The organism is Streptomyces sp. PA03-5A (assembly GCF_033792725.1).
Lineage (GTDB): Bacteria > Actinomycetota > Actinomycetes > Streptomycetales > Streptomycetaceae > Actinacidiphila.
This window is the reverse complement of sequence record NZ_JARAVL010000016.1, coordinates 115222-137097: the sequence shown is the minus strand read 5'-3', so window position 1 is coordinate 137097 and position 21876 is coordinate 115222. Positions and strand designations below refer to the sequence as shown.

At 73.4% G+C, this 21876-nt stretch carries 19 protein-coding genes; 10 read left to right on the top strand and 9 right to left on the bottom strand.

Translation table 11 applies throughout. The features are described 5' to 3' along the window. Positions 1-129: 129 nt before the first annotated feature. Complete coding sequence (gene greA, locus PV410_RS21360) at positions 130-627, top strand: transcription elongation factor GreA (RefSeq protein ID WP_499513667.1); 498 nt, start codon at positions 130-132, stop codon at positions 625-627. Positions 628-711: 84 nt separating this feature from the next. Here greA and PV410_RS21355 read toward each other — a convergent pair whose 3' ends face one another. The 3 genes from PV410_RS21355 to ilvA all read right to left on the bottom strand — a co-directional run bounded on the left by PV410_RS21355 (position 712) and on the right by ilvA (position 3899). Next, positions 712-1569 (bottom strand): ABC transporter permease, encoded by an 858-nt coding sequence (locus tag PV410_RS21355; RefSeq protein ID WP_500326747.1) that lies wholly within the window; start codon positions 1567-1569, stop codon positions 712-714. Next, positions 1566-2528, bottom strand: coding sequence for a DrrA family ABC transporter ATP-binding protein (locus tag PV410_RS21350; RefSeq protein ID WP_499513665.1), 963 nt, complete (start codon positions 2526-2528; stop codon positions 1566-1568). The genes PV410_RS21355 and PV410_RS21350 overlap by 4 nt, the downstream gene beginning before the upstream one ends. A 210-nt stretch (positions 2529-2738) precedes the next feature. Continuing rightward, on the bottom strand, positions 2739-3899 hold the full coding sequence (gene ilvA / locus PV410_RS21345; protein ID WP_500326841.1) for a threonine ammonia-lyase: 1161 nt from the start codon (positions 3897-3899) through the stop codon (positions 2739-2741). Positions 3900-4131: 232 nt separating this feature from the next. Here ilvA and PV410_RS21340 point away from each other — a divergent pair, with 232 nt between their 5' ends. From PV410_RS21340 to PV410_RS21330, 3 genes are read left to right on the top strand one after another with little or no spacing between them, the layout of a single operon-like run. After that, positions 4132-4626, top strand: coding sequence for a MarR family winged helix-turn-helix transcriptional regulator (locus tag PV410_RS21340; protein ID WP_500326745.1), 495 nt, complete (start codon positions 4132-4134; stop codon positions 4624-4626). A 32-nt stretch (positions 4627-4658) separates the two neighbouring features. Next, complete coding sequence (locus tag PV410_RS21335; RefSeq protein ID WP_500326743.1) at positions 4659-5123, top strand: sigma factor-like helix-turn-helix DNA-binding protein; 465 nt, start codon at positions 4659-4661, stop codon at positions 5121-5123. Next, positions 5120-5362: a hypothetical protein gene (locus tag PV410_RS21330; protein WP_500326741.1), complete on the top strand. Its 243-nt coding sequence runs from the start codon at positions 5120-5122 to the stop codon at positions 5360-5362. Before PV410_RS21335 ends, PV410_RS21330 begins: the two co-directional genes overlap by 4 nt. Positions 5363-5483: 121 nt before the next feature. Here PV410_RS21330 and PV410_RS21325 read toward each other — a convergent pair whose 3' ends face one another. Then, a complete protein-coding gene (locus PV410_RS21325; protein WP_450388435.1) occupies positions 5484-6638 on the bottom strand; it encodes a cystathionine gamma-synthase in 1155 nt (384 codons plus the stop codon). A gap of 66 nt (positions 6639-6704) precedes the next feature. Here PV410_RS21325 and PV410_RS21320 point away from each other — a divergent pair, with 66 nt between their 5' ends. The 3 genes from PV410_RS21320 (at position 6705) to PV410_RS21310 (ending at position 9562) form a co-directional block, all read left to right on the top strand. Further along, on the top strand, positions 6705-7745 hold the full coding sequence (locus PV410_RS21320; RefSeq protein ID WP_500326739.1) for a hypothetical protein: 1041 nt from the start codon (positions 6705-6707) through the stop codon (positions 7743-7745). Continuing rightward, positions 7742-8386 carry a peptide-methionine (S)-S-oxide reductase MsrA gene (msrA, locus tag PV410_RS21315; RefSeq protein WP_500326737.1) on the top strand — a complete coding sequence of 215 codons (645 nt, stop codon included), beginning with the start codon at positions 7742-7744 and terminating at the stop codon, positions 8384-8386. The genes PV410_RS21320 and msrA overlap by 4 nt, the downstream gene beginning before the upstream one ends. A 69-nt stretch (positions 8387-8455) precedes the next feature. Further along, a complete protein-coding gene (locus PV410_RS21310; RefSeq protein ID WP_500326735.1) occupies positions 8456-9562 on the top strand; it encodes a serine hydrolase domain-containing protein in 1107 nt (368 codons plus the stop codon). 18 nt (positions 9563-9580) lie between these two features. Here the strand turns inward: PV410_RS21310 and PV410_RS21305 are convergent, their stop codons facing one another. Further along, a complete protein-coding gene (locus PV410_RS21305) occupies positions 9581-10591 on the bottom strand; it encodes a LacI family DNA-binding transcriptional regulator (RefSeq protein ID WP_499513658.1) in 1011 nt (336 codons plus the stop codon). Positions 10592-10883: 292 nt separating this feature from the next. On the opposite strand from PV410_RS21305, the gene PV410_RS21300 reads away from it, so the two are divergent. Both PV410_RS21300 and PV410_RS21295 read left to right on the top strand, forming a co-directional pair. Then, entirely contained in the window at positions 10884-14231 is a 3348-nt protein-coding gene (locus tag PV410_RS21300) for a S8 family peptidase (protein ID WP_500326733.1), read from the top strand. A 144-nt stretch (positions 14232-14375) separates the two neighbouring features. Beyond that, the gene (locus PV410_RS21295) at positions 14376-14888 is read left to right on the top strand and encodes a hypothetical protein (protein WP_500326731.1); all 513 of its coding nucleotides are present in this window, start codon (positions 14376-14378) and stop codon (positions 14886-14888) included. 81 nt (positions 14889-14969) lie between these two features. On the opposite strand, the gene PV410_RS21290 is transcribed toward PV410_RS21295, so the two are convergent. Both PV410_RS21290 and PV410_RS21285 read right to left on the bottom strand, forming a co-directional pair. Then, positions 14970-15656: an ABC transporter ATP-binding protein gene (locus PV410_RS21290; RefSeq protein ID WP_500326729.1), complete on the bottom strand. Its 687-nt coding sequence runs from the start codon at positions 15654-15656 to the stop codon at positions 14970-14972. A 98-nt stretch (positions 15657-15754) separates the two neighbouring features. Further along, a complete protein-coding gene (locus PV410_RS21285) occupies positions 15755-17185 on the bottom strand; it encodes an ABC transporter permease (RefSeq protein WP_500326727.1) in 1431 nt (476 codons plus the stop codon). A gap of 325 nt (positions 17186-17510) precedes the next feature. On the opposite strand from PV410_RS21285, the gene PV410_RS21280 reads away from it, so the two are divergent. Beyond that, the gene (locus PV410_RS21280; protein WP_500326725.1) at positions 17511-18845 is read left to right on the top strand and encodes a hypothetical protein; all 1335 of its coding nucleotides are present in this window, start codon (positions 17511-17513) and stop codon (positions 18843-18845) included. Here the strand turns inward: PV410_RS21280 and PV410_RS21275 are convergent. After that, positions 18833-19555 (bottom strand): LmeA family phospholipid-binding protein, encoded by a 723-nt coding sequence (locus tag PV410_RS21275; protein WP_500326723.1) that lies wholly within the window; start codon positions 19553-19555, stop codon positions 18833-18835. The genes PV410_RS21280 and PV410_RS21275 overlap by 13 nt on opposite strands. Further along, complete coding sequence (locus PV410_RS21270; RefSeq protein WP_500326839.1) at positions 19552-21798, bottom strand: MMPL family transporter; 2247 nt, start codon at positions 21796-21798, stop codon at positions 19552-19554. Before PV410_RS21270 ends, PV410_RS21275 begins: the two co-directional genes overlap by 4 nt. Between the last annotated feature and the right edge of the window lie 78 nt (positions 21799-21876).

Here is a 21876-nt window from a genome sequence, read left to right as displayed (position 1 = left end):
TGATTTCCCTCTCGCCGATTGTCGGGGGGAATTGTTACGCTCATGGTTTCGCCCTCCCGCGAAGACGCATCTTTTTGGGTAGGGCGTTCATTTGTAAGCAAGCGAGTTCGAGTACGACGAGGAGCACCTGTGACCCAGACCAGCGAGAACGTCACCTGGCTGACCCAGGAGGCGTACGACCAGCTCAAGGCAGAGCTGGAGCACCTGTCGGGTCCCGCACGCACCGAGATCGTCGCCAAGATCGAGGAAGCCCGTCAGGAAGGCGATCTCAAGGAGAACGCCGGTTACCACGCGGCGCGTGAGGACCAGGGCAAGCTGGAGCTCCGGATCCGCCAGCTGACGCAGCTCCTGCAGCACGCCAAGGTGGGCGAGGCACCGGCGGACAACGGCGTGGTCGCGCCCGGCATGGTCGTGACGATCGCCTTCGACGGCGACCCCGACGACACCCTGACGTTCCTGCTCGGCTCGCGTGAGTACGTCTCCTCCGACCTGGAGACCTACTCGCCGCAGTCGCCGCTCGGCTCGGGCGTGAACGGCAAGAAGATCGGCGAGGACGCGACGTACGAGCTCCCGAACGGCAAGAAGGCCTCGGTGAGGATCATCGAGGCCAAGCCGCACAGCGGCTGACGCCGCCCCCCATACGCGGACGAGCCCCCGGCCGGAAGGCCGGGGGCTCGTCGTGTGCCGCGGGCGTGCGCCCGCGGGCCGGGGTCAGGCGGTCGCCGAGCGGTACTTGCGCACCGCGAGGGTGCGGAAGACCAGGATGATGACGATCGACCACAGCACCGAGGCGAGCACCGGGTGCTGCATCGGCCAGACGTCCGGGGTCTGGTAGTTCGGCGGCAGGTTGCCGAACAGCTCCCGGCAGGCGAGCACGGTGGCGCTGAACGGGTTCCACTCGGCGATGTGCCGCAGCCAGGGGGTCATCTGGTTGGAGTCCACGAAGGCGTTCGAGATGAACGTCAGCGGGAACAGCCAGATCAGACCGCCGGAGGTGGCCGCCTCCGGGGTACGGACGGACAGGCCGATCAGGGCGCCGATCCAGGAGAAGGCGTAACCGAGCAGGAGCAGCAGGCCGAACGCCGCGAGCGCCTTGGGCAGGCCCTCGTGGACGCGCCAGCCGACGAGCACGGCCACGATGGCGAGCACCACGACGGTCAGGGCGGTCTGCACCAGGTCCGCCAGGGTGCGGCCGGTGAGCACCGCACCGCGGGCCATGGGCAGCGACCGGAAGCGGTCGATGAGGCCCTTGTGCATGTCGTCCGCGATGCCCGCGCCGGCGCCCGCGGTGGCGAAGGTCACGGTCTGGGCGAAGATGCCGGCCATCAGGAACTCGCGGTAGAGCGCGGGGCTGGTGGAGCCGCCGACGTTCATGGAGCCGCCGAAGACGTAGCTGAACAGCACCACGAACATGATCGGCTGCACGAGACCGAAGATCACGACCTCGGGGATGCGCAGCATGCGGATCAGGTTGCGCCGGGCGACCACCAGCGAGTCGCGGACGGACTGCACGATCGGGTTGGAGGTGCGCGGCGCGCTGGTGGGGACCGCGTCGGTCACCGTGGTCACTGGGACTCCTCTTCCTTCTCCTCGGCGGCGTGGCCGGTGAGGGACATGAACACGTCGTCGAGCGTGGGCCGGCGCAGACCGATGTCGTCGATCTCGATGCCGCGGGTGTCGAGCTCACGGATGACCTCGGCGAGCAGCTTGGCGCCGCCCGTGACCGGCACGGTGATCCGCCGGGTGTGGTTGTCCACGGCGGTCTCGCCCTTGCCGAAGCCGTTCAGCACCTCGGTGGCGGTCACCAGGTGCTCGCGGTCGTGGACGACGACCTCGACGCGCTCGCCGCCGGTCCGCGCCTTGAGCTCGTCGGAGGTGCCGCGGGCGATGACCTTGCCGTGGTCGATCACGCAGATGTCGTGGGCGAGGTGATCGGCCTCCTCCAGGTACTGCGTGGTGAGCAGCAGGGTGGTGCCGCCGGCGACCAGGTCCTGGATGACCTCCCACAGCGCGAGGCGGTTGCGGGGGTCGAGGCCGGTGGTCGGCTCGTCCATGAACATCACCGGCGGCCTGACGACCAGCGCGGCCGCCAGGTCGAGCCGGCGCCGCATGCCGCCGGAGTAGGTCTTGGCCGTACGGTCGGCCGCCTCGGCGAGGTTGAAGCGCTCGAGCAGCTCCGCCGCACGGGCCTTCGCGTCCCGGGCGCTCATCTGGTAGAGCTGGCCGACCATCTGCAGGTTCTCGCGGCCGGTGAGGTACTCGTCGACCGCCGCGAACTGACCGGACAGGCCGATCTGCCGGCGCACCTCGTTGGGGTGCTTCAGCACGTCTATGCCGGCCACGACGGCCTTGCCGCTGTCGGGCTGCAGCAGGGTGGTCAGGACGCGTACGGCGGTCGTCTTCCCGGCCCCGTTGGGGCCGAGGAGGCCCAGGACGGTCCCCTCAGGGACGTCGAGGTCCACTCCGTCCAGTGCCCGTACGTCACCGAAGGTCTTCACCAGACCTTCGGCATGGATGGCGCCTGGCATGCGATGTCTCCGATTCGGGGCTTGGGGTGCATGGGGACTGTGCGGGCACGCGGCCGTACGGCAGCGCACCACGATGTGTCGCGAGCATCCCAGACGCGATATATCGCGTCAAGCGGATTTATCCGTGCTCCGCCCGCACGCGCCGTCCCGCGCCCACGACACCTTGACTCCACCATGCCGTACACCACTGACAATCCAGAGCGAACGGCCTCAGAGCAGCACGTACCCGGCCGTCCGCAGGGCCGCCGCCACGGCGGCCCGGTGCTCGGGGCCGCGGGTCTCCAGCTGCAGCTCGACCTCCGCCTCGGTCAGCCCCAACCGAGGATCCGTGCGCACGTGCGCGATGTCCAGCACGTTTGCGTCACTCGCCGAAAGGATCTCCAGCAGCGCCGCCAGCGCTCCCGGCCGGTCCGTGAGCCGCAGCCGGAAGGACATGTAGCGCCCGGCGGCCGCCATGCCGTGCCGCAGGGTGCGCTCCATCAGCAGCGGGTCGACGTTGCCGCCGGACAGTACGGCGACGACCGGCCCGTCGAAGGCCTCCGGCCGCGACAGCAGGGCCGCCACCGGACTCGCCCCGGCCGGCTCGACCACCAGCTTCGCCCGCTCCAGGCACAGCAGCAGCGCGCTGGACAGCTCGTCCTCGGTGACCGTGCACACCTCGTCCACCAGGTCCCGGACGATGGCGAACGGCACCTCCCCCGGGCAGCCCACCTTGATTCCGTCCGCCATGGTCGCCACCGCGTCCAGCGCCACCGGCCGCCCCGCCGCCAGCGACGGCGGATAGGCGGCCGCGCCCGCCGCCTGCACGCCGACGACCCGCACCTCGGGACGCACCGCCTTCACCGCCACGGCCACGCCGGCCGCGAGCCCGCCGCCGCCCATCCCCACGACGATCGTGCGCACCTCCGGGCACTGGTCGAGGATCTCCAGGCCCACCGTGCCCTGCCCGGCGACGATGTCCGCGTGGTCGAAGGGATGGATGAAGACCGCGCCCGTCTCCTGCGCGTACTCCTGGGCGGCGCGCAGCGTCTCGTCCACCACGAGCCCGTGCAACCGCACCTCCGCCCCGTAGTCGCGGGTCGCCGCGACCTTCGGCAGCGGGGCGCCGGACGGCATGAAGACGGTGGAGCGCACCCCGAGCAGCGACGCGGCCAGTGCCACGCCCTGCGCGTGGTTGCCGGCGCTCGCCGCGACCACGCCCGCCGCGCGCTCCTCCGGCCGCAGACCCGCGATCCTCACGTAGGCGCCGCGCACCTTGAAGGAGCCCGTGCGCTGCAGGTTCTCGCACTTCAGGTGCACCGGGGCGGCCACCAGACGGGACAGGTACCGGCTGCCCTCCATGGGGGTCACGCGGGCCACACCCGACAGCATCTTGTGCGCGCCGCGCACATCGTCGATGGTGACCGGAGACGGCCGTGCGGCCACCACCGCGCGACTGGTGCGACGTGCCGGACGTGCGGGGCTTTCCATGGTCCCCAGTCTTGCAGCAGCGGCCACCGCCCGGACGGATGGAGCAGTTTTCCGCGGCGGGGTCCCGGGGTGACGCTCTCCGCGTACTCTTCTCCCAACCTTCGCAGGACCGACAGAACGCGAGCTTCCGGCCATGCCCATTCCCCCCTCGGAGATCACGACCGACCTCCTGGAGCGCCTGCAGCACGAGGTGGCGCTCTTCGCCCGCCGCGCGGAACAGACGCGCCTCGGTGGCGTCGGCAAGGCCCGCAACTCCATGGACCGGGCCGCGTACCTGCTGCTCCACCGCCTCGACAACGAAGGCCCGATGGGCGTGAAGGCGCTCGCGGAGGGCATGGGCATCGACTCCTCCACCGTCACGCGCCAGGTCGCCCCGCTCGTGGACAGCGGACTGGTCAAGCGCACCTCCCACCCCGAGGACGGGCGGGCGGTCGTGCTCGCCCTCTCCCCCCGCGGACGTTCCCGCCTGGAGGAGGTCCGCAGCTCGCGGCAGCAGCTCATGGCGGTCGTGACGGAGGACTGGACGCCGCAGGAGCGCGAGTCCTTCACCGACCTCCTCGGCCGGTTCAACGGCGCGCTCGCGCAGTACCACTCCTCCGTCACGCAAGGAGACGAGCAGAACTCTTGACCTGAGGACGCCGTCTGCCGTCCCATGTCGCTGTGGGAGAGCGCCGGGAGGCAGCGGAGCGCCTGCGCGAGGCCGAGTTCGAGGCGTTCGCGGCGGGCGCGGCAGGGCGGTTGCTGCACGTCGCCGTCCTGCTCACGGGGGACCGGGCGGAAGGGACCGAACTGCTGTGCGCCGCCCTGTCGCGCAGCTACGCCGACTGGTTCCGGATGCGCGGCGAGGACCCGTACGCCTGCACCCGCGCCGAGATCGTCCGCCGCTTCGCCCACCGGCCCTGGTGGCGCCGCCCGCGCGGCGGGGTGCTCGGGCCGCTCGACGTGCGGGAGCGGCTGGTGATCGTGCTGCGGCTGTACGAGGGCATCGCCGAGGAACAGGCCGCCGCGCAGCTCGGCATGCCGTCGGAACGGGTGCGGGCGATCACCCTGCGGGCCACCGCGGCCCTGCGCAGCCGACCCGCCCGCGGTGGGGCGGCGCCCCGGGTGCGGGAGGTCGCGTCGTGAGCCCGTACGACCGCAAGCAGGACGAGGTCCGCCGGCTGCTCGACGGGCCTCACCCCGCGGTGCCGGTGGACCTCGCCCCGCGCGCCGCCGAGCGCGGCCGCCGCGTCCTGGCCCGCCGCCGCGTGCTGCACGCCGTCCTGTGGACGCTGCTCGTCGTGGCGGTCGTCGTCGCGCTCGTCCTCGCGGTGCTGTGGTGGCCGGCGGCGGAGCCGCTCGACACGACGCCCGGCAACTGGTGACCGGCTCCGCCGGATGGCCGGGGGTGCCCCTCGCGGCCGGTTGTTGTGTGCGGGTTGTTTGCGCCTGCGGCGGGCATCCCCCAACCGCAACCACAACGGCGCCGCACCCGGCAACGGGGCGCTACGCGCCCAACGCCTGGCGGAGGTCTTCGAGGAGGTCGTCGACGGACTCGATGCCCACCGAGAGCCGCACCAGGTCCGCCGGGACCTCCAGCGCGGAGCCCGCGACCGAGGCGTGCGTCATCCGGCCCGGGTGCTCGATGAGGGACTCGACGCCGCCCAGGGACTCGCCCAGCGTGAACAGCCGCGCCCGGTTGCACACCTCGACGGCCGCCTCCTCGCCGCCCGCGACGCGGAAGGACACCATCCCGCCGAACCGCTTCATCTGCTTGGCCGCGACGTCGTGCCCCGCGTGCTCGGGCAGCCCGGGGTAGAAGACCTGGGTGACCTTCGGGTGCAGCGAGAGCAGTTCCGCGACCCGGGCCGCGTTCTCGCTGTGCCGGTCCATGCGCACCGCGAGCGTCTTGATGCCCCGCATCACCAGCCACGCGTCGAAGGGGCCGGCCACGGCGCCCATCGCGTTCTGGTGGTAGGCCAGTTCCTCGCCGAGCCCGGCGTCGGCCGCGACCAGGGCGCCGCCGACCACGTCCGAGTGCCCGCCCATGTACTTGGTGGTGGAGTGCACGACCACGTCGGCGCCGAGCGCCAGCGGCTGCTGCAGGTAGGGGCTGGCGAAGGTGTTGTCGACGACGAGCCGGGCGTCCGCGCCGCGCGCGATGTCCGCCAGCGCCGCGATGTCGGTGATCCCTAGCAGCGGGTTGCTGGGCGTCTCCACCCAGATCACCTTGGTCTCGGGCCGGAGCGCGGCCCGGACCGCCGCCGGGTCGGAGGTGTCGGCGACCGACCACTGCACGCCCCAGCGCTCGACGACCTTGGCGAAGAGCCGGAAGGTGCCGCCGTACGCGTCGTTGGGGATGACCACGTGGTCGCCGGGCTTCAGGACCGTGCGCAGCAGGCAGTCCTCGGCGGCCAGGCCGGACGCGAACGCCAGGCCGCGGCGGCCGCCTTCGAGCGCCGCGAGGTTCTCCTCCAGCGCGGTGCGCGTGGGGTTGGCGGACCGGCTGTACTCGTAGCCGCCGCGCAGGCCCCCGACCCCGTCCTGCTTGTACGTGGAGACCTGGTAGATCGGCGTGACCACGGCCCCGGTCTGGGCGTCGGCCGGCTGACCCGCGTGGATCGCGAGGGTCTCGAAGTTCTGGTGCTGCTGCTCGCTCATACCGCCGAGCGTAGTGCGAGCCGCGGGCCGGGACGTGCCGGCCGGGCCCGCGTAGGCTTGCTCATCATGGAATTCCTGTGGGTGCTGTACGGCGTTCTGCTGATCTCGGCGATCGTGCTGGTGCCCCGCATGCTGCGCGGCCGCGGCGTGCGGGCCGTGGCCGCGGTCGATCCCGCCCGGTACGGCTTCGTGCCCCGGGAGGAGATCGACATCCGGCTGCCGGGTCCGGACGACGAGCTGACGCAGGCACTGACCGTGACCCAGCGCACCCAGGACTGGCGCGCGGTCGCCGCCCTCCTCAAGGGCACCCCGGCCGCGGGCGAGCTGCGCTGGCAGCGGGTCCAGACCCTGGCCGGCGCCGCGGCGGTCGAGCTGACGCAGACCCCCGGCACGGGCGCGGCGTGGCTGCGCACCTGGCGGGTCGAGGACCCGAAGGACGCCGGCGGGGCGGCCGTCCACGCGGCGTTCCTGGTGCAGCGGGCCCGGCGTGAGCCGGCCGGGTCCCCGGACGTGCCGATGATCCTGGAGGAGGCCCGCACGGTCGCCGACGAGGCCGCGCTGCTCGCGCCGGGGGACCCCGTCCCGTACGTCGTCGCGCTCGCCGCGGACGCGGACTTCGCCACGGTCTGGGAGAAGGTCGCCTCCCGCGCCCCGCACCACATGGGCGCCCACCTGGCCGCCCTCGCCCGCCTCCCGGAGGACGCCGCACGCGACTTCGCCGAGCGGGCCGCCTCCTCCGCGCCCGAGGGCAGCCTGCTGCCGGCCCTGCCGCTCTTCGAGGTCTTCGCGCACCTGCCGGACGTCATCCTCGTCCGCAGCTTCTACGAGAGCGACGTCGTCTCCCGTGCCATCGGCGGCGCGCTCTACGCCACCGAGCACGCCTCCCCCTCCGACCCGGTGCTGCCCGTGGTGCGGCACCTGCTGGCGGCCTTCCTGCTGCGCGCGGAGCGCTTCCACGAGGCGGTCGAGCAGTTCCGCGCCGTCGACGGCTACGCGGGCGCGGCCCCCTGGGCCTACGAGGCCGACCCGGCCGCGGCGTACGCCGCCGGCCGGGCGCAGGCGCTCGCGGGGCTGGAGTGGAACTCCGAGCGCGGGCGCACCCGTTGACGCCGCGCCTGCCCTCCCGTGAGGAGGCGATACCGGGCCGCCCCGCCCCGCTCCACACGGTGCCCGACCGCCACACCGTGCTCGGCAGGCCCCTCACCGGCCCCTACCCGGCCGACCTGGAGGTCGCCGACTTCGCGCTGGGCTGCTTCTGGGGCGCCGAGCGCGTCTTCTGGCGGACGCCCGGCGTGTGGACGACGCTCGTCGGCTATGCGGGCGGGTACACGGAGAACCCGACGTACGAGGAGGTCTGCAGCGGCCTCACCGGCCACGCCGAGGTCGTGCGGGTCGTCTTCGACCCGGCGCTGATCTCGTACGGGGAGCTGCTGAAGGTGTTCTGGGAGGCTCACGACCCCACCCAGGGCCACCGCCAGGGCAACGACGTCGGCACCCAGTACCGCTCCGCGGTGTACACCCACTCCCCCGGGCAGCTCGCGACGGCCCTCGCCTCCCGCGAGGCCTACCAGTCCGCCCTGCGCGCCAAGGGGCACGGCACCATCACCACGGCGGTCGTCCCCGCGGGCCCCTTCCACGCCGCCGAGCCGTACCACCAGCAGTACCTGGACAAGAACCCCGGCGGCTACTGCGGCATCGAGGGGACGGGGGTCTCCTGCCCGGTCGGCATCGCGAAGGCCGGTGGCTGAGCCCCTCCCGCCGGTCCCGGCCGGGAAATTCGATTGCCTGCGCCCTGCCGGTACGCGCTAATACGGCGCATGGCCGATATCCAGGGCACGTACGACGACCTGTTCACCGCGGTGCCGGGCGCGCTGGCCGGATTGCTGGACGACGGGGACGCGGGGGGCTCCGTCGCGGTCTTCGTGGACGGCGAGCCGGTGGTGGACGTCTGGGGCGGGTTCGCCGACGCGGACGGCACGGTCCCGTGGCAGCGGGACACGATCACCAACGTCTGGTCCGTCACCAAGACGATGACGGCACTGTGCGCGCTGGTCCTGGCCGACCGCGGCGCGCTCGATCCGGACGCGCCGGTCGCCCGGTACTGGCCGGAGTTCGCCGCGGCGGGCAAGGAGAAGGTGCTGGTCCGGCACCTGCTCGCGCACACCGCGGGCCTGCCCGACTGGGACGGGCCGATCGACGGGCTCTACGACTGGCCGTCCGCCACCGCGCGTCTGGCGGCGCTGGCCCCGCAGTGGGAACCGGGCAGCGCGGCCGGGTACCACTCGCTCACCCAGGGGTACCTCGTGGGCGAGGTCGTACGCCGGGTCACCGGCCGGAGCGTGGGCGGTTTCTTCGCGCAGGAGGTGGCCGGACCGCTGGGCGCCGACTTCCACATCGGACTGCCCGCCGAGCACGACCCCCGAGTGGCGCCCGCCGTCCCGCCGCCGTCCCGGGACGAGGACTACGCCGCGAGCGCGCCCGGCGGCGGCGCGTCGCCCGGCTCCGGCACCGCCGTGCGGCTCCGTGACGGGAACGGCGTGGCGTGGCGTCGCGCGCAGATCCCGGCGGCGAGCGGCTTCGGCAACGCCCGCTCGGTCGCCCTCGTGCAGTCGGTGCTGGCCTGCGGCGGAACGGTGCGCGGGGTGCGGCTGCTGTCGCCGGCGGGCTGCGACCGTGCGCGGGAGGAGCAGTTCAGCGGAGAGGACCGCCGCCTGGGCATGCCGGTCCGCTGGGGGCTGGGCTACGGGCTGTTCGGCAACAGCTTCGGGTGGGGCGGTTGGGGCGGCTCGCTCGTGATGATCGACCCCGAGGCCCGTATGACGGTGGCGTACGTGCCCAACCAGATGCGCGAACCCGCGGACGACACCCGTGGCATGGAACTCGTCATGGCCGCCTACGACGGGGTCCAGGGGCTGCGGGCCTGAGCGCCCGCCCCGCCGTCGTCAGGCGGACGGCGCCGGGCCGCTGCTCGCACGCACGGTGAGTTCGGGGCCGAGGAGGCGGACCTCCTCCGTCGGGCTGCCGCCCAGCTTGGCGATGACGAGTTCGACCGCGTGCCGGCCCATCTGCTGCGCGGGGATGGCGACCGAGGTGAGCTGGGGGGCGGCCTGCGTGGCCACCTGGTCGGGGCAGACGGCGACGACGGAGACGTCCTCGGGCACGGCGCGGCCCTGCTGGCGCAGGAGCGCGAGGAGGGGGGCGATGGCGGACTCGTTCTGGACGACGAGCGCGGTGGTGTCCGGCCGTTCCTCGAAGATGCGGGAGAGGGTGCCCGCGGTGGACTCGTAACTGCCCTCGCAGGGACGGTGGATGAGCCGGAGCCCGCGTGCGGCGGCGCGGGAGCGCAGGCCCTGCAGGGTGCGCTCGGCAAAGCCCGTGTGGCGCCGGTAGACCGCCGCGGCCTCGCCGACGACGGCGACGGAGCGGTGGCCGAGGTCGGCGAGGTGGTCGGCGCAGAGCGCGCCGGTGGCGGCGAAGTCGAGGTCGACGCAGGTGAGTCCGGCGGTGTCGGCGGGCAGGCCGATGAGCACGCCGGGCCGGTTCCCGGCGCGCAGCAGCGGGATGCGCTCGTCCTCCAGCTCGACGTCCATGAGGATCATCGCGTCCGCGAGTCCGCTGGCCGCGACCCGCCGGACCGCGGTGGGGCCCTCCTCGCCGGTGAGCAGGAGTACGTCGTGGCCGTGCTGACGGGCCGTCGTGGCGACGGCTATCGCGATCTCCATCATGACGGGGACGTACATGTCCGTACGGAGCGGCACCATCAGGGCGATGATGTTCGAGCGGCTGCTGGCCAGCGCCCGCGCGCCCGCGTGCGGGTGGTAGCCGAGTTCCTGGATGCTCCGCTCGACCCGCCGGCGCGTGCCCTCGGAGATCGACCGCTTGCCGCTCAGGACGTACGAGACGGTGCTGGCGGAGACCCCGGCGTGGCGGGCTACCTCAGCGAGTGTGGCCATGTCGTTCTCCGTCCCCCCGGGAAGTGTCGAAACCTTTCGAAGCGCTTCGACTCAGACGCTACCGGTGACCTCACATCCCTGTCCAGACAGGTGTCGAAGCGCTTCGACACCATCGGTGGCCGGATCCGGCAATCCGTTCACGAAGTGACTCTTGAGATGTCCGCGACAGACGGTACATACTGCGTCGGCAAGGCGGGGGCTTCGCCGGGGGGAACGCCGTGGGGGAACATCGCGTGCGCGCGCCCGGGGACGAGCGCTCCCGCGTGTCATGACGCAGACACAAGGGGATACGTTGCACCGACGATGGAAGAAGGCGCGCGCGGCAGCGCTCGCCACGGGGGTCGCGGCGGCACTGACCGCCGGCGCCGTCGCACCGGCCTCGGCGGCCGGGCCGGCGGCCACGGGGCCGGCCGGCTCCGCGTCCGCCACGGCGGTCAAGGACCGCGTGTGGATCACGCTGATCACCGGCGACCGGGTCGCCGTGGACTCGCAGGGCAGGCCCGTCGCCCTGAAACGCGCCAAGGGGCGCGAGGACGTACCTGTGCAGATACGCCGGCAGCACGGGCACGTCTACGTCGTCCCGCAGGACGCGGTGCAGCTGATCGCGAAGGGCCGGGTCGACCGCCGGCTCTTCGACGTGACCACGCTGAGCCGGGCCGAGTACCGCAGGGCGGCCCAGCGCCGCGGCCTCGGACTGATCGTCACCTACCGGGGCAGCCGCCCCGAGGCGCGGGCCGAACTGCACCGGGCCGAGGGCGCCGAGGTGACCCACACCTTCGCGGCGCTCGGCGGCGAGTCCGTCACCGCGCCCGAGGACGCCGCGGCCGGCGTCTGGACGGCGCTGACCGACGACGCGCCGGGCTCCCCGTACGCCACCGCCGAGTCCGGCCTGCGCACGGTCTGGCTGAACGCGATCCAGAAGGCCGCGGCCGAACCGAGCTGGAACACCCGGCAGATCCACGCGCCGGAGGCCTGGGACGCGGGATACGACGGAACCGGCGTCACGATCGCGGTGCTGGACACCGGCGTCGACAAGAGCCACCCGGACCTGACCAGCCGGGTCGTCGCCGAGAAGAACTTCTCCACCGCCGACAACCTGCTCGACCACTTCGGCCACGGCACCCACGTCGCCTCCATCGCCGCCGGCACCGGCGAGAAGTCGGCCGGTGCCTACAAGGGCGTGGCGTCGGGCGCGCGGATCATCAGCGGCAAGGTGCTGGACGACGACGGCTTCGGGGACGACGCCGGGATCATCGCGGGCCTGGAGTGGGCCGCCGACTCCGGGGCCAAGGTGGCCAACCTGAGCCTCGGCGGGGGCGACACCCCGGGGGTCGACCCGATCGAGGAGACGGTCAACCGCCTGTCCGCGGACACCGGCACGCTGTTCGTCATCGCCGCGGGCAACGAGGGCGACGGCGCCTCGACCGTCGGCTCCCCCGGCAGCGCGGACGCCGCGCTGACCGTCGGCGCGGTCGACGAGGACTCCAAGCTCGCCGGCTTCTCCTCGCGCGGCCCGCGCGTGGGCGACGGCGCGGTCAAGCCCGACGTCACCGCCCCCGGCGTGGACATCACCGCGGCCGCGGCCAAGGGCAGCGTCATCGACACCGACCCCGAGGTCCCGCACACCGCGGACGGGAACTACCTGACCATCTCCGGTACTTCGATGGCCACCCCGCACGTGGCGGGCGCCGCGGCGATCCTCGCCCAGGAGCACCCGGACTGGACGGGCCGGCAGATCAAGGCCGCGCTCACCGGCTCCACGACGGACGGCGGCTACACCGCCTTCCAGCAGGGTTCCGGCCAGATCGACCTGGCCCGGGCGATCCACCAGGAGGTGGTCGCCGACCCGGTCTCGCTGGGCTTCGGCGTCGCCCGGTGGCCGCACACCGACGACGTGAAGCAGTCCAGGACGATCACCTACCGCAACTCCGGTGACTTTGACGTCACCTTGGACCTGTCGGTCACCGGCAAGGACCCCGACGGCACCGCGGCGCCGGCCGGGTTCTTCACCCTCGACAAGCAGCAGGTGACCGTGCCGGCCGACGGTACCGCGGAGGCGACGCTGACCGCCGACACCACCCTCGGCACCGCCGACGGCGCCTACAGCGCGGCCGTGGTCGCGCGCGACGGCACGCGGTCGGTGCGCACCGCCGCGGGCGTGGTGCGCGAGGCCGAGTCGTACGACCTGCGGATCACCAACCTGGACCGCGACGGACGGCCGGCGGCGGCCTACGACACGCTCGTCGTCGGACTGGACGGCGACGCGTTCGAGGAGGTCACCAACGACAGCGGCAGCACGGCGCTGCGCCTGCCCAAGGGCAGCTACGCCGTGGACAGCCTCATCGTGAAGCTCGCGGCCGACGGCCGGACGTTCAAGAGCGCGAACTGGGTGAGCCGCCCGCTGGTCGAGCTCAGCAGGGACACCGAGGTGACGCTCGACGCGAGCAAGGCCAAGCCGTTCGCGTTCACGCTGCCGGACCGGGCCGCACGGCAGTCGGACCTGATGGTCGGCTACAACCTGAACCACGGCGCCGCCGGCACCGGCCTCAGCTTCAACACCGGCACGCTGCGGGACTTCCGCACCGCGCACTCCGGTCCCGCGCTGACCGCCGCCGAGTACCAGGCGACCGTCGCCGGCCTGTTCGAGCACGGCTCGAAGGTCTACACGGTGGCGTACGGCCGCACGAAGTCGTTCTACACGGGCTACACCAAGGCCGTGCGGAGCACCGACCTGGCGAAGATCACCACCACCGGCGGCTCCTCGCTGAAGCGCAAGCTCGGCGCGGTCTTCACCACCCCGTTCGTGAACGCGGCCATGGTGACGCCGAGCGGCTTCCTCACCGGGCTGCCGTTCACCAGGACCGTGTACGTCAACGGCTCCGGCGTCACCTGGGCCCAGGACTTCCTGCAGACCGACTCCTCCGGCGAGGTCCCCGAGGGCTACTACGAGGCCCCGGCCCGGTCCTTCACCAAGGGCAGGAGCTACAGCCGCAGCTTCAACGTCGGCGTCTTCGGTCCGAAGCTGGACAAGTACTCCGGCATCGCGCGCTCCGGTGACGAGATCTGGGGCACCGTCGGCCTGTTCACCGACGGCCAGGGCCACAGCGGCTTCGCGTCGTACGACAAGGCCACCACGACCCTCTACCGCAACGGGACGAAGGTCGGGAGCCACGACGGCGCGCTCGACGACGGCGCCTCCTTCACCGTCGACGGCGGCAAGGCCCGCTACCGGCTGACCACCTCGGTGACCCGCGCCACGACCGCGGCGGTCAGCACCCGCGTCACCGCGTCCTGGACGTTCTCCTCCCAGCACGTCGGCGGCGACGTCCCGGCCACGCTGCCGGTCTCCGTGGTGCGCTTCACCCCGTCCCTGTCCGCCACGAGCACCTCCAAGGCGAAGGCCACGGTCAAAATGCCGGTGACGGTCCAGGGTGCGGCCGCGGGCCGCACCCTGAAGTCGCTGAAGGTGTACGTCTCCACCGACGGCGGGGCGCACTGGTCGAAGCTGACGGTCAAGGGCGGCAAGGTGACGCTGAAGAACCCCAAGGCGGGCAAGGGCGTTTCCTTCAAGGCCCTGGTCAGCGACAAGAAGGGCAACACCCTGTCCCAGGTGATCTACAACGCGTACCTCGCGAAGTAGCACGGACAGACGGGTATCGGGGCGGCCCGCCCGGAACGAGGTCTCCGTTCCGGGCGGGCCGCCCGCCTGCGCACGCTGCCGGCCGCCGCTCGGTGCGACCGACCGGCTCCCCACGCCCCGGACGGGCGGGATAGGAAGCGGACCATGAATGCCACGCTCGGTGCGATGATCACCGCCGTCGTCGGAGTGCTCGGCACCCTGTTCGCGCCCGTGCTCGCCCAGCGGGGCACCGACCGGCGCCGCCTGGCGGAGGCCGCCGAGGCGGAACGGCTGCGCCGGTTCGAGGAACGGCGGGCGGCGTACACGGCGGTGAACCGGGCCTCGCGGCAGTTCCACACGCTGCTGAAGGACGCCCTGCACCGGATCAGGGACGGCGTCTACTCCGCCGAGGAGCGGGACCGGGTCGAGGAGTCCCGCCGGGAGTACCGGGACCGGTACGCCGAGGCGCAGATGATCGTCCCGGAGCGCGTCCTGGAGGCTTCGCGGGACGTCAACCGCGTCCTGGCGGCGGCGGACGCCGCGGCCAAGCGGCTCGACCGCGGCCTCGCCCGGGACGGCGAGAGCCCGCAGGGCGCGCTGGAGGACCTGAAGGAGGCCGAACCGCTGCTGCGGACGCTGCAGCGGTTGATGCGCGAGGACCTGGGCGTCACGGACTGAAACACCGCTCGGCCCCCGGCGACGCGCCGGGGGCCGGGGGTGGGGACCGGGGTGGGTACGGGGGGCCGGGGTGCGGCGGTCTCAGGCCGCCGGGGTCCGCTCGGTGACGGTGACCCGGCCCTTCTTGATGGTGGCGACCCGGGTGGCACGCCGGGCGATGGCGGAGTCGTGGGTGACCATGACGAAGGTCAGCCCGTACTCCTTCCACAGCCCCTCCAGCAGGGCGAGGATCTCGTCGCGGGTGTCCTCGTCGAGGGCTCCGGTCGGCTCGTCCGCGAGCAGCACCTTGGGGCGCTTCACCAGCGCCCGGGCGATCGCCACACGCTGCTGCTGACCACCCGACAACTCGCCCGGCAGATGGTGCAGACGGTCGCCGAGGCCGACGGAGGCGAGGGCCTCGGCGGCGCGGGCACGGCGTTCGGAGGCCTTGACGCCCAGCGGGACGAGGGCGGTCTCGACGTTCTCCTGGGCGGTCAGGGTCGGGATCAGGTTGAAGCTCTGGAAGATGATGCCGATGTTCTGCGACCTGACCTTGGTCAGCCGGGCCTCGCTCAGCCGGGCCAGGTCGGTGCCGTCCAGCTCCACCGAGCCCTCCGTCGGGCGGTCGAGGCCCCCGAGCATCTGCAGCAGCGTCGACTTGCCGCCGCCGGTCGGGCCCTGGATGACGAGCTGGTCGCCGTCATCGATCACGAGGTCGACGCCGCGCAGCGCGTGCACGGTGTCCTTGCCGCGCGAGTAGCGCTTGGTCACGCCGCTCAGCTTGTACATGAGGTGACTCCTGAAGTCCTGAAGGGGAAGGGCGGGGGCCGCGCCACGCCGGGGGGAACGTGCGGTACGCGGCCCCCGGTCTCGTGGGGCGGGTGCGGCTACTCGACGCGGCGCAGGGCGTCGGCCGGGCGCAGCCGCGAGGCCCGCCAGCCACCGAAGGTCCCGGCGATCAGACCGCCCGCGACCGCCAGGACCACCGCGAGGACGATGGTGTTGACGCTGACCGGTGCCTGGAGGGCGATCTCGACGGCGTCACCGGCCGCGCGCCGGGCGGGACCGCCGAAGCCACCGGGACCGCCCGCTCCGCCGCCACCGACGGTGGCGTCCAGCGTGGGGCTGATCGTGGTGATGAGGTAGGCGCAGCCGAGGCCCAGGGCGATGCCGAGGGCGCCGCCGATGAGGCCGTTGACGATCGCCTCGCCCATGACCTGGCGGGTCACCCGGCCGCTCTTCCAGCCCAGCGCCTTGAGCGTGCCGAACTCGCGCACCCGGCGGGAGACCGCGGAGGAGGTCAGCAGCCCCGCGACGAGGAAGGCGGCGATCAGGACGGCGACGGAGAGCCACGTGCCGACGTTGGACGCCAGGTTCGAGGCCGTGGACAGCGAACCGGAAACGGTCGAGGCCAGGTCGGCGGAGGTGGTGACCGTCGTGCCGGAGACGTTCTTCTGGATCGCGGACTTGACGGAGCCGATCTTCTGGGAGTCGGCGGCCTGGACGTAGATCGTGGTGACCTTGTCCTTGGCGTCCGCGAGCGTCTGCGCCTGCTTGAGCGGGATGTAGACGTTGGCGGAGGAGGAGCCGCTGTCGGCGGTAGCGATGCCGATGATCTCGAACTTGGTGCCGGAGATCGTGACCGTCTTGCCGACGGTCAGCTTCTTCTGCTTCGCGTACGCGCTGTCGAGCACGGCGACCTTGGCGTCGTCCTGCGCGCTGGTGAAGGTCCTCCCCGAGGTGATCTTCGACGAGGTCAGCGGCCCGAGGGCGGGGTGCGCGACGTCCGTGCCGAAGACGGTGAAGTTGTTGATGTCGAAGTTGGCTCCGCCGCCGCGCACCGTGCCCTGCGGCTGGCCGCTGCCGCCGCCCCGCTGCCGGTTGCCGCCGCCCGGGGCCTGCTGGAACTCACCGCGCTGGAACTGGCCGTTGACCTTGATGACGACCAGGCTGAGCCCGCCGACCGCGTCCTTGACCCCGCTCTGCTCGGAGACCTGGTCGACGACCGAGGACTTCAGCGACTGGAAGCCCTGCACCATGACGCGGTCGCTGCTCTGCTCCTTGTCGTCGCCGCGCGCGTCGAACTGGAAGCGCGGTCGCTGCGCGGAGGCCGAGTCGGGGTCGGCGGCCTTGGTGACGGTCATGTCGGTGCCCAGGCCGTACAACGACTCCAGCACCTTGCCCTGGGCCTGCGTCATGCCGGCCGACACCGAGTTGACGGTGATCACCAGGGCGATGCCCAGTGCGAGGCCCATCGCGATGACGAGCGCCGCCTTTCTGCGGCGTCGGAGTTCGCGCCGGAGGTACGTGAAGAACATGCCATTCCTCGCCGAGTCAGGAAAACGGGAAGCGGGAGGGAGGCGGTGCCTGTCTCTCCACTGCGACGACGGTAGGAACCAGCGGTGATGAGAGCCTGAGCGGTGGATGAGAGCCGTATGAGAAACCCTCGCGCCGGAGCGGTGCGGCCACTGCAGTACCTTGCCCTGGACCCCCGCGCGCCCGCCGGGCCGGGCCGGTGGCGGATTCGCGGAAGGCCGGGGCGGGGGCGCGGGCCGGATGAGAAGGTCGGCGCCCGGCGAGGAACGTCCCGGCGGGGAGACCGGCGGGGGCACGAGTGACCGCACGACGTGGGGAGACGCGGATATGACGGACGGAACACCGTGGGGCGGCGGCGGTTGGGGCCCCGGTCACGGGACCGGCGGCGGCACGGGAGGCGGCGGCTTCGGACCGCCGCCCCCGCCGGCGCCGCCGTACCCGCCGCAACCGCAGGCCCACCACGGAGCGCCCTGGTACCCGCCGCACAACGGCTACCCCGCACCGCCGCCCCGGCGGCGCGGCCCGCTGCTGGCCGTGGCGGGACTGGCCACCGCGGCCCTGGTCGCCGGCCTCCTCATATGGGCTCCCTGGAGCGGTTCCGGCGACGGCAAGGGCCCGGCGGCGACCGCGCGCAAGGACCCGGCGGCGGAGGCCGAGCGCATGCTGCGCGAGGCGGCGGACACCTTGGGCGAGGCCCAGGTCGTCTCCTACCGGGGCGACTTCGCCCTCGACAGCGGGACGAGCACCCCGTTCGACCTGCAGACCACGCCCGGCGGCTGGGGCCGTGGCTCGCTGCAGGACGAGGGCGCCACCGTGCGGCTGCTCACCACCGACGACCACCGCCTGACCAAGGCCGACAGGGCGTACTGGAAGGACCGCGGCTACGCGGGCGACCTCCTCGACCGGATCGACGACCGCTGGCTGGACTCCTCCGCCGACCTGCCCGAGATCGACGACCTGACGACCCCCCTGGACCCGGCCAACGTCTCGGCGCTGCTCCGTGACGCCGCCGACCGCGGCCGCCCGGACGCCATCTCCTCCTCCACGGTCGCCGGACGCCCCGTCAAGGTGCTGACCACGACCGGCGGCCGCTTCTGGATCACCGACTCCGCCCCCCGCACCCTGCTGCGCCTGGCCGCGGGCGACTCCCCCGCCGCCTCGGGGCCGCTGCCCCTGCCCGACGGCCTGGACACCACGGTGGCCGTGCTCACCGGCGCCGACCGCGAGACCTTCACGACCGCCTACGACCGGGACCTCGCCGCCCTGAAGTCGGCCGTCGACCCGGCGGTCAGCTTCAGCACCACGGGCAAGGCCCGCTTCTCCCCCTGCGGCAACACCAGTTGCACCGCCCGCTTCACCCTCCAGAACTCCCTGTACGACGCCCTGGACGACCCCGAGACCACCGACGACCCCGTGTACGCGGAGATCAGCATCGCCATCACCCTCGACGGCCGCAAGGTGAAGACCTGCGTCTTCCACAAGAAGATGAAGCCCTCCGGCACCGTGTCGCTCATCTGCACCGCCACCTACAGCGCCGCGACCACCAAGGACCACACCGTCCGCGGGCTTCCCGACGCCTGGGCGCGCGCGGTGCCGGACGACGAACTCTCCCGGCTGCGCGCGGACTTCGCCAAGGGCGTCGTGGACGGTCAGGCGGCCTGAGCCGCCCGGCGGGGCAGCGCCGCGCGGCCGCCGTCGAGGGTGACGTGCAGGCCCTCGGACGTGACGTCGACCGAGGTCGCCCGCAGGGCGAGGGGGTAGCGCGCCCGCGGGGCCCGGTCGGCCAGCCGCCGCTCGATCCGGTCGACGACCGCCGGCGCGGCGGCCCGGCCCAGGAGCTCCGCGCCGGTCACGGTGACCGCCACCCGGCCGTCACGGAGCATCGGACGGACCGTCACCCAGGCAAATCCGCCGCCGAGTTCGAACCGCAGCGTGCCCGCGACCGGTTCCGGCACGACGGCCGTGACCGGCAGGCCGCCGTCCGTACCGCCGCTCCCTGAGCGTGCGCGCAACGACCCGGCGGGAACGCGGACGTCGGCATGGGACGACGCCACGGTCGGTGCGCCGCCGAAGCGGAGGCCGTCCAGGCGTAGGCGCACCGAGGCGCCGTGCAGCCGCCCCACGGTGACGTCGTCGCCGGCGACCTCGACGCGGTCCAGGCGCCGGTGCGCGAGCGCGGCCAGCGCCGGCCCACCGCCGGTGTCGACCGCCACCCGGTCCGGGGCGACGCCGAGGGCGCGGCCCGCCGCGGCCGCGACGCGGTGGTGGACGACGCCCCGCGCGACCAGCTCACCGGCCCCGCCGGTCAGGGCCGTCAGCGCGACGGACACCACCAGCACGGTCCTGACCCGGCGCCACCGGACGGCCGTCACCGCGTCTTCCCGGCGGCCTCGGCGCCGGCGGGCGCGGGAACGTCCTGCGCGGCACGGCCGCCGCCCTCCGGGTCCAGGCGCGGCAGCAGCCGGTCCAGCCAGGACGGGATCCACCAGTTGGCCCGGCCGAACAGGTACATCGTCGCGGGGACGAGGAGCAGCCGGACGATCGTGGCGTCGACGACGACGCTCACCCCGAGCCCCAGCGCCAGCATCTTGACGACCACGTTCGCCGACAGGAGGAAGGCGAGGAAGACGCTGGTCATGACGATCGCGGCGCAGGAGATGACCCGGGCGGTGGCGGCCAGCCCGTGCGCCACGCTCCCGTGGTCGTCGCCGGTGGCCAGCCAGGACTCGCGGATCCGGGAGAGCAGGAAGACCTCGTAGTCCATGGACAGCCCGAAGACGATGGCGAACATCATCATCGGGACGTAGGACTCCACCGGCACGCTCTCGCCCACGCCGAGCCACGGACCGCCCCAGCCCCACTGGAAGACGGCCACGACCACGCCGTACGCGGCGCCGATCGACAGCAGGTTGAGCACCGCGGCCTTGGCGGCGACCAGCGGGCTGCGGAAGACGGCGAGCAGCAGCAGGAAGGCCGCGCCGACGACCACCGCGACGATCACCGGCAGCCGGTCCACCACGACGTCCCGGAAGGCGAGTTGGGCCGCCGTGGCCCCCGTGACGTGGCCCTGGGCACCGGTGCCCCGCAGGGCGGCGGGCAGCACGCCGTCCTGCAGGCGGTGGACGAGGTCGGAGGTGGAGCGCTCCTCGGGCCCGCCGCCCGGGGTGACGGTCGCGACGAGCAGGGCGCCGTCGGGGGTCTCGGACGGGGTGGTCGCGGCGGCCACGTCGCCGGCGCCGGTGAGGGCGTCGTGCAGTGACGCCGCGAGACGTTCCCGGTCGGCCGTGGTCCGGATGCGGTCGGGGTCCAGGGCGACGACCACGGTGAGCGGGCCGTTGGTGCCGGGGCCGAAGCCCTCGGAGAGCAGGTCGTACGCGCGGCGGTCGGTGTTGCCGGCCGGGCCCGCCCCGGCGTCGACGTGCCCCAGCCGCATCGAGGCCAGCGGCACGGTGAGCACCCCGAGCGCCAGCACGCCCGCGGTGAGGAAGAGCCAGGGGCGCCGCCCGACGGCGCGGGCCCAGCGGTGCCAGACGTCGGCGCCGCCCGGGGCGGGTTCGTCCACCGGCGTGCGCACCGACCAGCGGTCGATCCGGCGGCCGAGCAGCCCCAGCAGCGCGGGGGTGAAGGTCAGTGAGGCCACGGCCGCGACCGCGACGGTGACGCCCGCGGCGGCACCGAGGGTGCCGATGAAGACGACCCCCGAGGCGTACAGGCCCGCCAGGGCCATCGCCACCGTCACGGCCGCCACGATCACGGCCCGGCCGCTGGTGGCGAGGGTGCGTCCGGCGGCCTCCGCGGGGTCGTCGACGGTGTGCAGCAGCCCACGGTGGCGCGTGGTCAGGAAGAGCGCGTAGTCCAGGCCCACGCCGAGGCCCATCATCGTGGCCAGCGTGGGGGCGGCGGCGCCGAAGGACCAGGCCGCCGCGAGCAGCCCCAGCAGGGCCGTCCCGGCGCCCAGCCCGAGGACCGCGGTGAGCAGCGGCAGTCCCGCCGCCGCGAGGCTGCCGAAGCCCAGCAGCAGCACGGCGACCGCGGTTGCCAGGCCGATCGCCTCCGAGGCCCGGTCCGCCGCCTTGGGCCGCGCCAACTGGCCCAGCGGACCGCCGTACTCCACGGTGACGCCGTCGGCGCGCAGCGCCGAGACCGCCGCGTCGACCTCGGCGACGTAGGAACCGTCGAGGGTCGCGGGGTTGGTGTCGAAGCGGACCCCGACGTAGCCGATGGCGCCGTCGGAGGAGACCGCGCCCGGGGTGGTCAGCGGGCCGGCCGCGGACAGGACGTGCGGCAGGTCCGCCACGCGGGCGACCGCCGAGGCCACGGCGTCCCGGTGGTCCGCCAGCCCGCCGTGCCGTGCCCGCAGCACGATCTGCGAGGCGGTGCCCCGGGTGCCGGGCGCGCCATGGGCGTCGAGGAGGTCCGCGCCGGTCTGGGCGGAGGTGCCGGGCAGCGCGAAGTCGTCCTGGTACGCACCGCCCCAGGCCCGGTCGGCGGCGACCGCGGCCAGCAGCACGAGCAGCCATGCGGCGATCACCCGCCACGGGTGCCGGGCGCAGCCGCGTCCGGCCCGGTGCAGCAGACCGGGTCCGGCGGTGCGGGGCGGGCGGGTCCTGCGCAGCAGCAAGGCGACGGCGACGAGCGCGACGACGCCCGCCGCCAGGGTGGCGCCGAGCAGTGCGGGCTCCGCGCCGGCGTG

Coding starts and splice junctions, on each gene's coding strand:
- PV410_RS21295 (WP_500326731.1), top strand. CDS start 14,376: ATGAATGCCACGCTCGGTGCGATGATCACCGCCGTCGTCGGAGTGCTC.
- PV410_RS21325 (WP_450388435.1), bottom strand. CDS start 6,638: ATGAGCGAGCAGCAGCACCAGAACTTCGAGACCCTCGCGATCCACGCG.
- PV410_RS21340 (WP_500326745.1), top strand. CDS start 4,132: ATGCCCATTCCCCCCTCGGAGATCACGACCGACCTCCTGGAGCGCCTG.
- PV410_RS21350 (WP_499513665.1), bottom strand. CDS start 2,528: ATGCCAGGCGCCATCCATGCCGAAGGTCTGGTGAAGACCTTCGGTGAC.
- ilvA (WP_500326841.1), bottom strand. CDS start 3,899: ATGCTGTCGGGTGTGGCCCGCGTGACCCCCATGGAGGGCAGCCGGTAC.
- PV410_RS21280 (WP_500326725.1), top strand. CDS start 17,511: ATGACGGACGGAACACCGTGGGGCGGCGGCGGTTGGGGCCCCGGTCAC.
- PV410_RS21290 (WP_500326729.1), bottom strand. CDS start 15,656: ATGTACAAGCTGAGCGGCGTGACCAAGCGCTACTCGCGCGGCAAGGAC.
- PV410_RS21310 (WP_500326735.1), top strand. CDS start 8,456: ATGGCCGATATCCAGGGCACGTACGACGACCTGTTCACCGCGGTGCCG.
- PV410_RS21320 (WP_500326739.1), top strand. CDS start 6,705: ATGGAATTCCTGTGGGTGCTGTACGGCGTTCTGCTGATCTCGGCGATC.
- PV410_RS21285 (WP_500326727.1), bottom strand. CDS start 17,185: ATGTTCTTCACGTACCTCCGGCGCGAACTCCGACGCCGCAGAAAGGCG.
- PV410_RS21305 (WP_499513658.1), bottom strand. CDS start 10,591: ATGGCCACACTCGCTGAGGTAGCCCGCCACGCCGGGGTCTCCGCCAGC.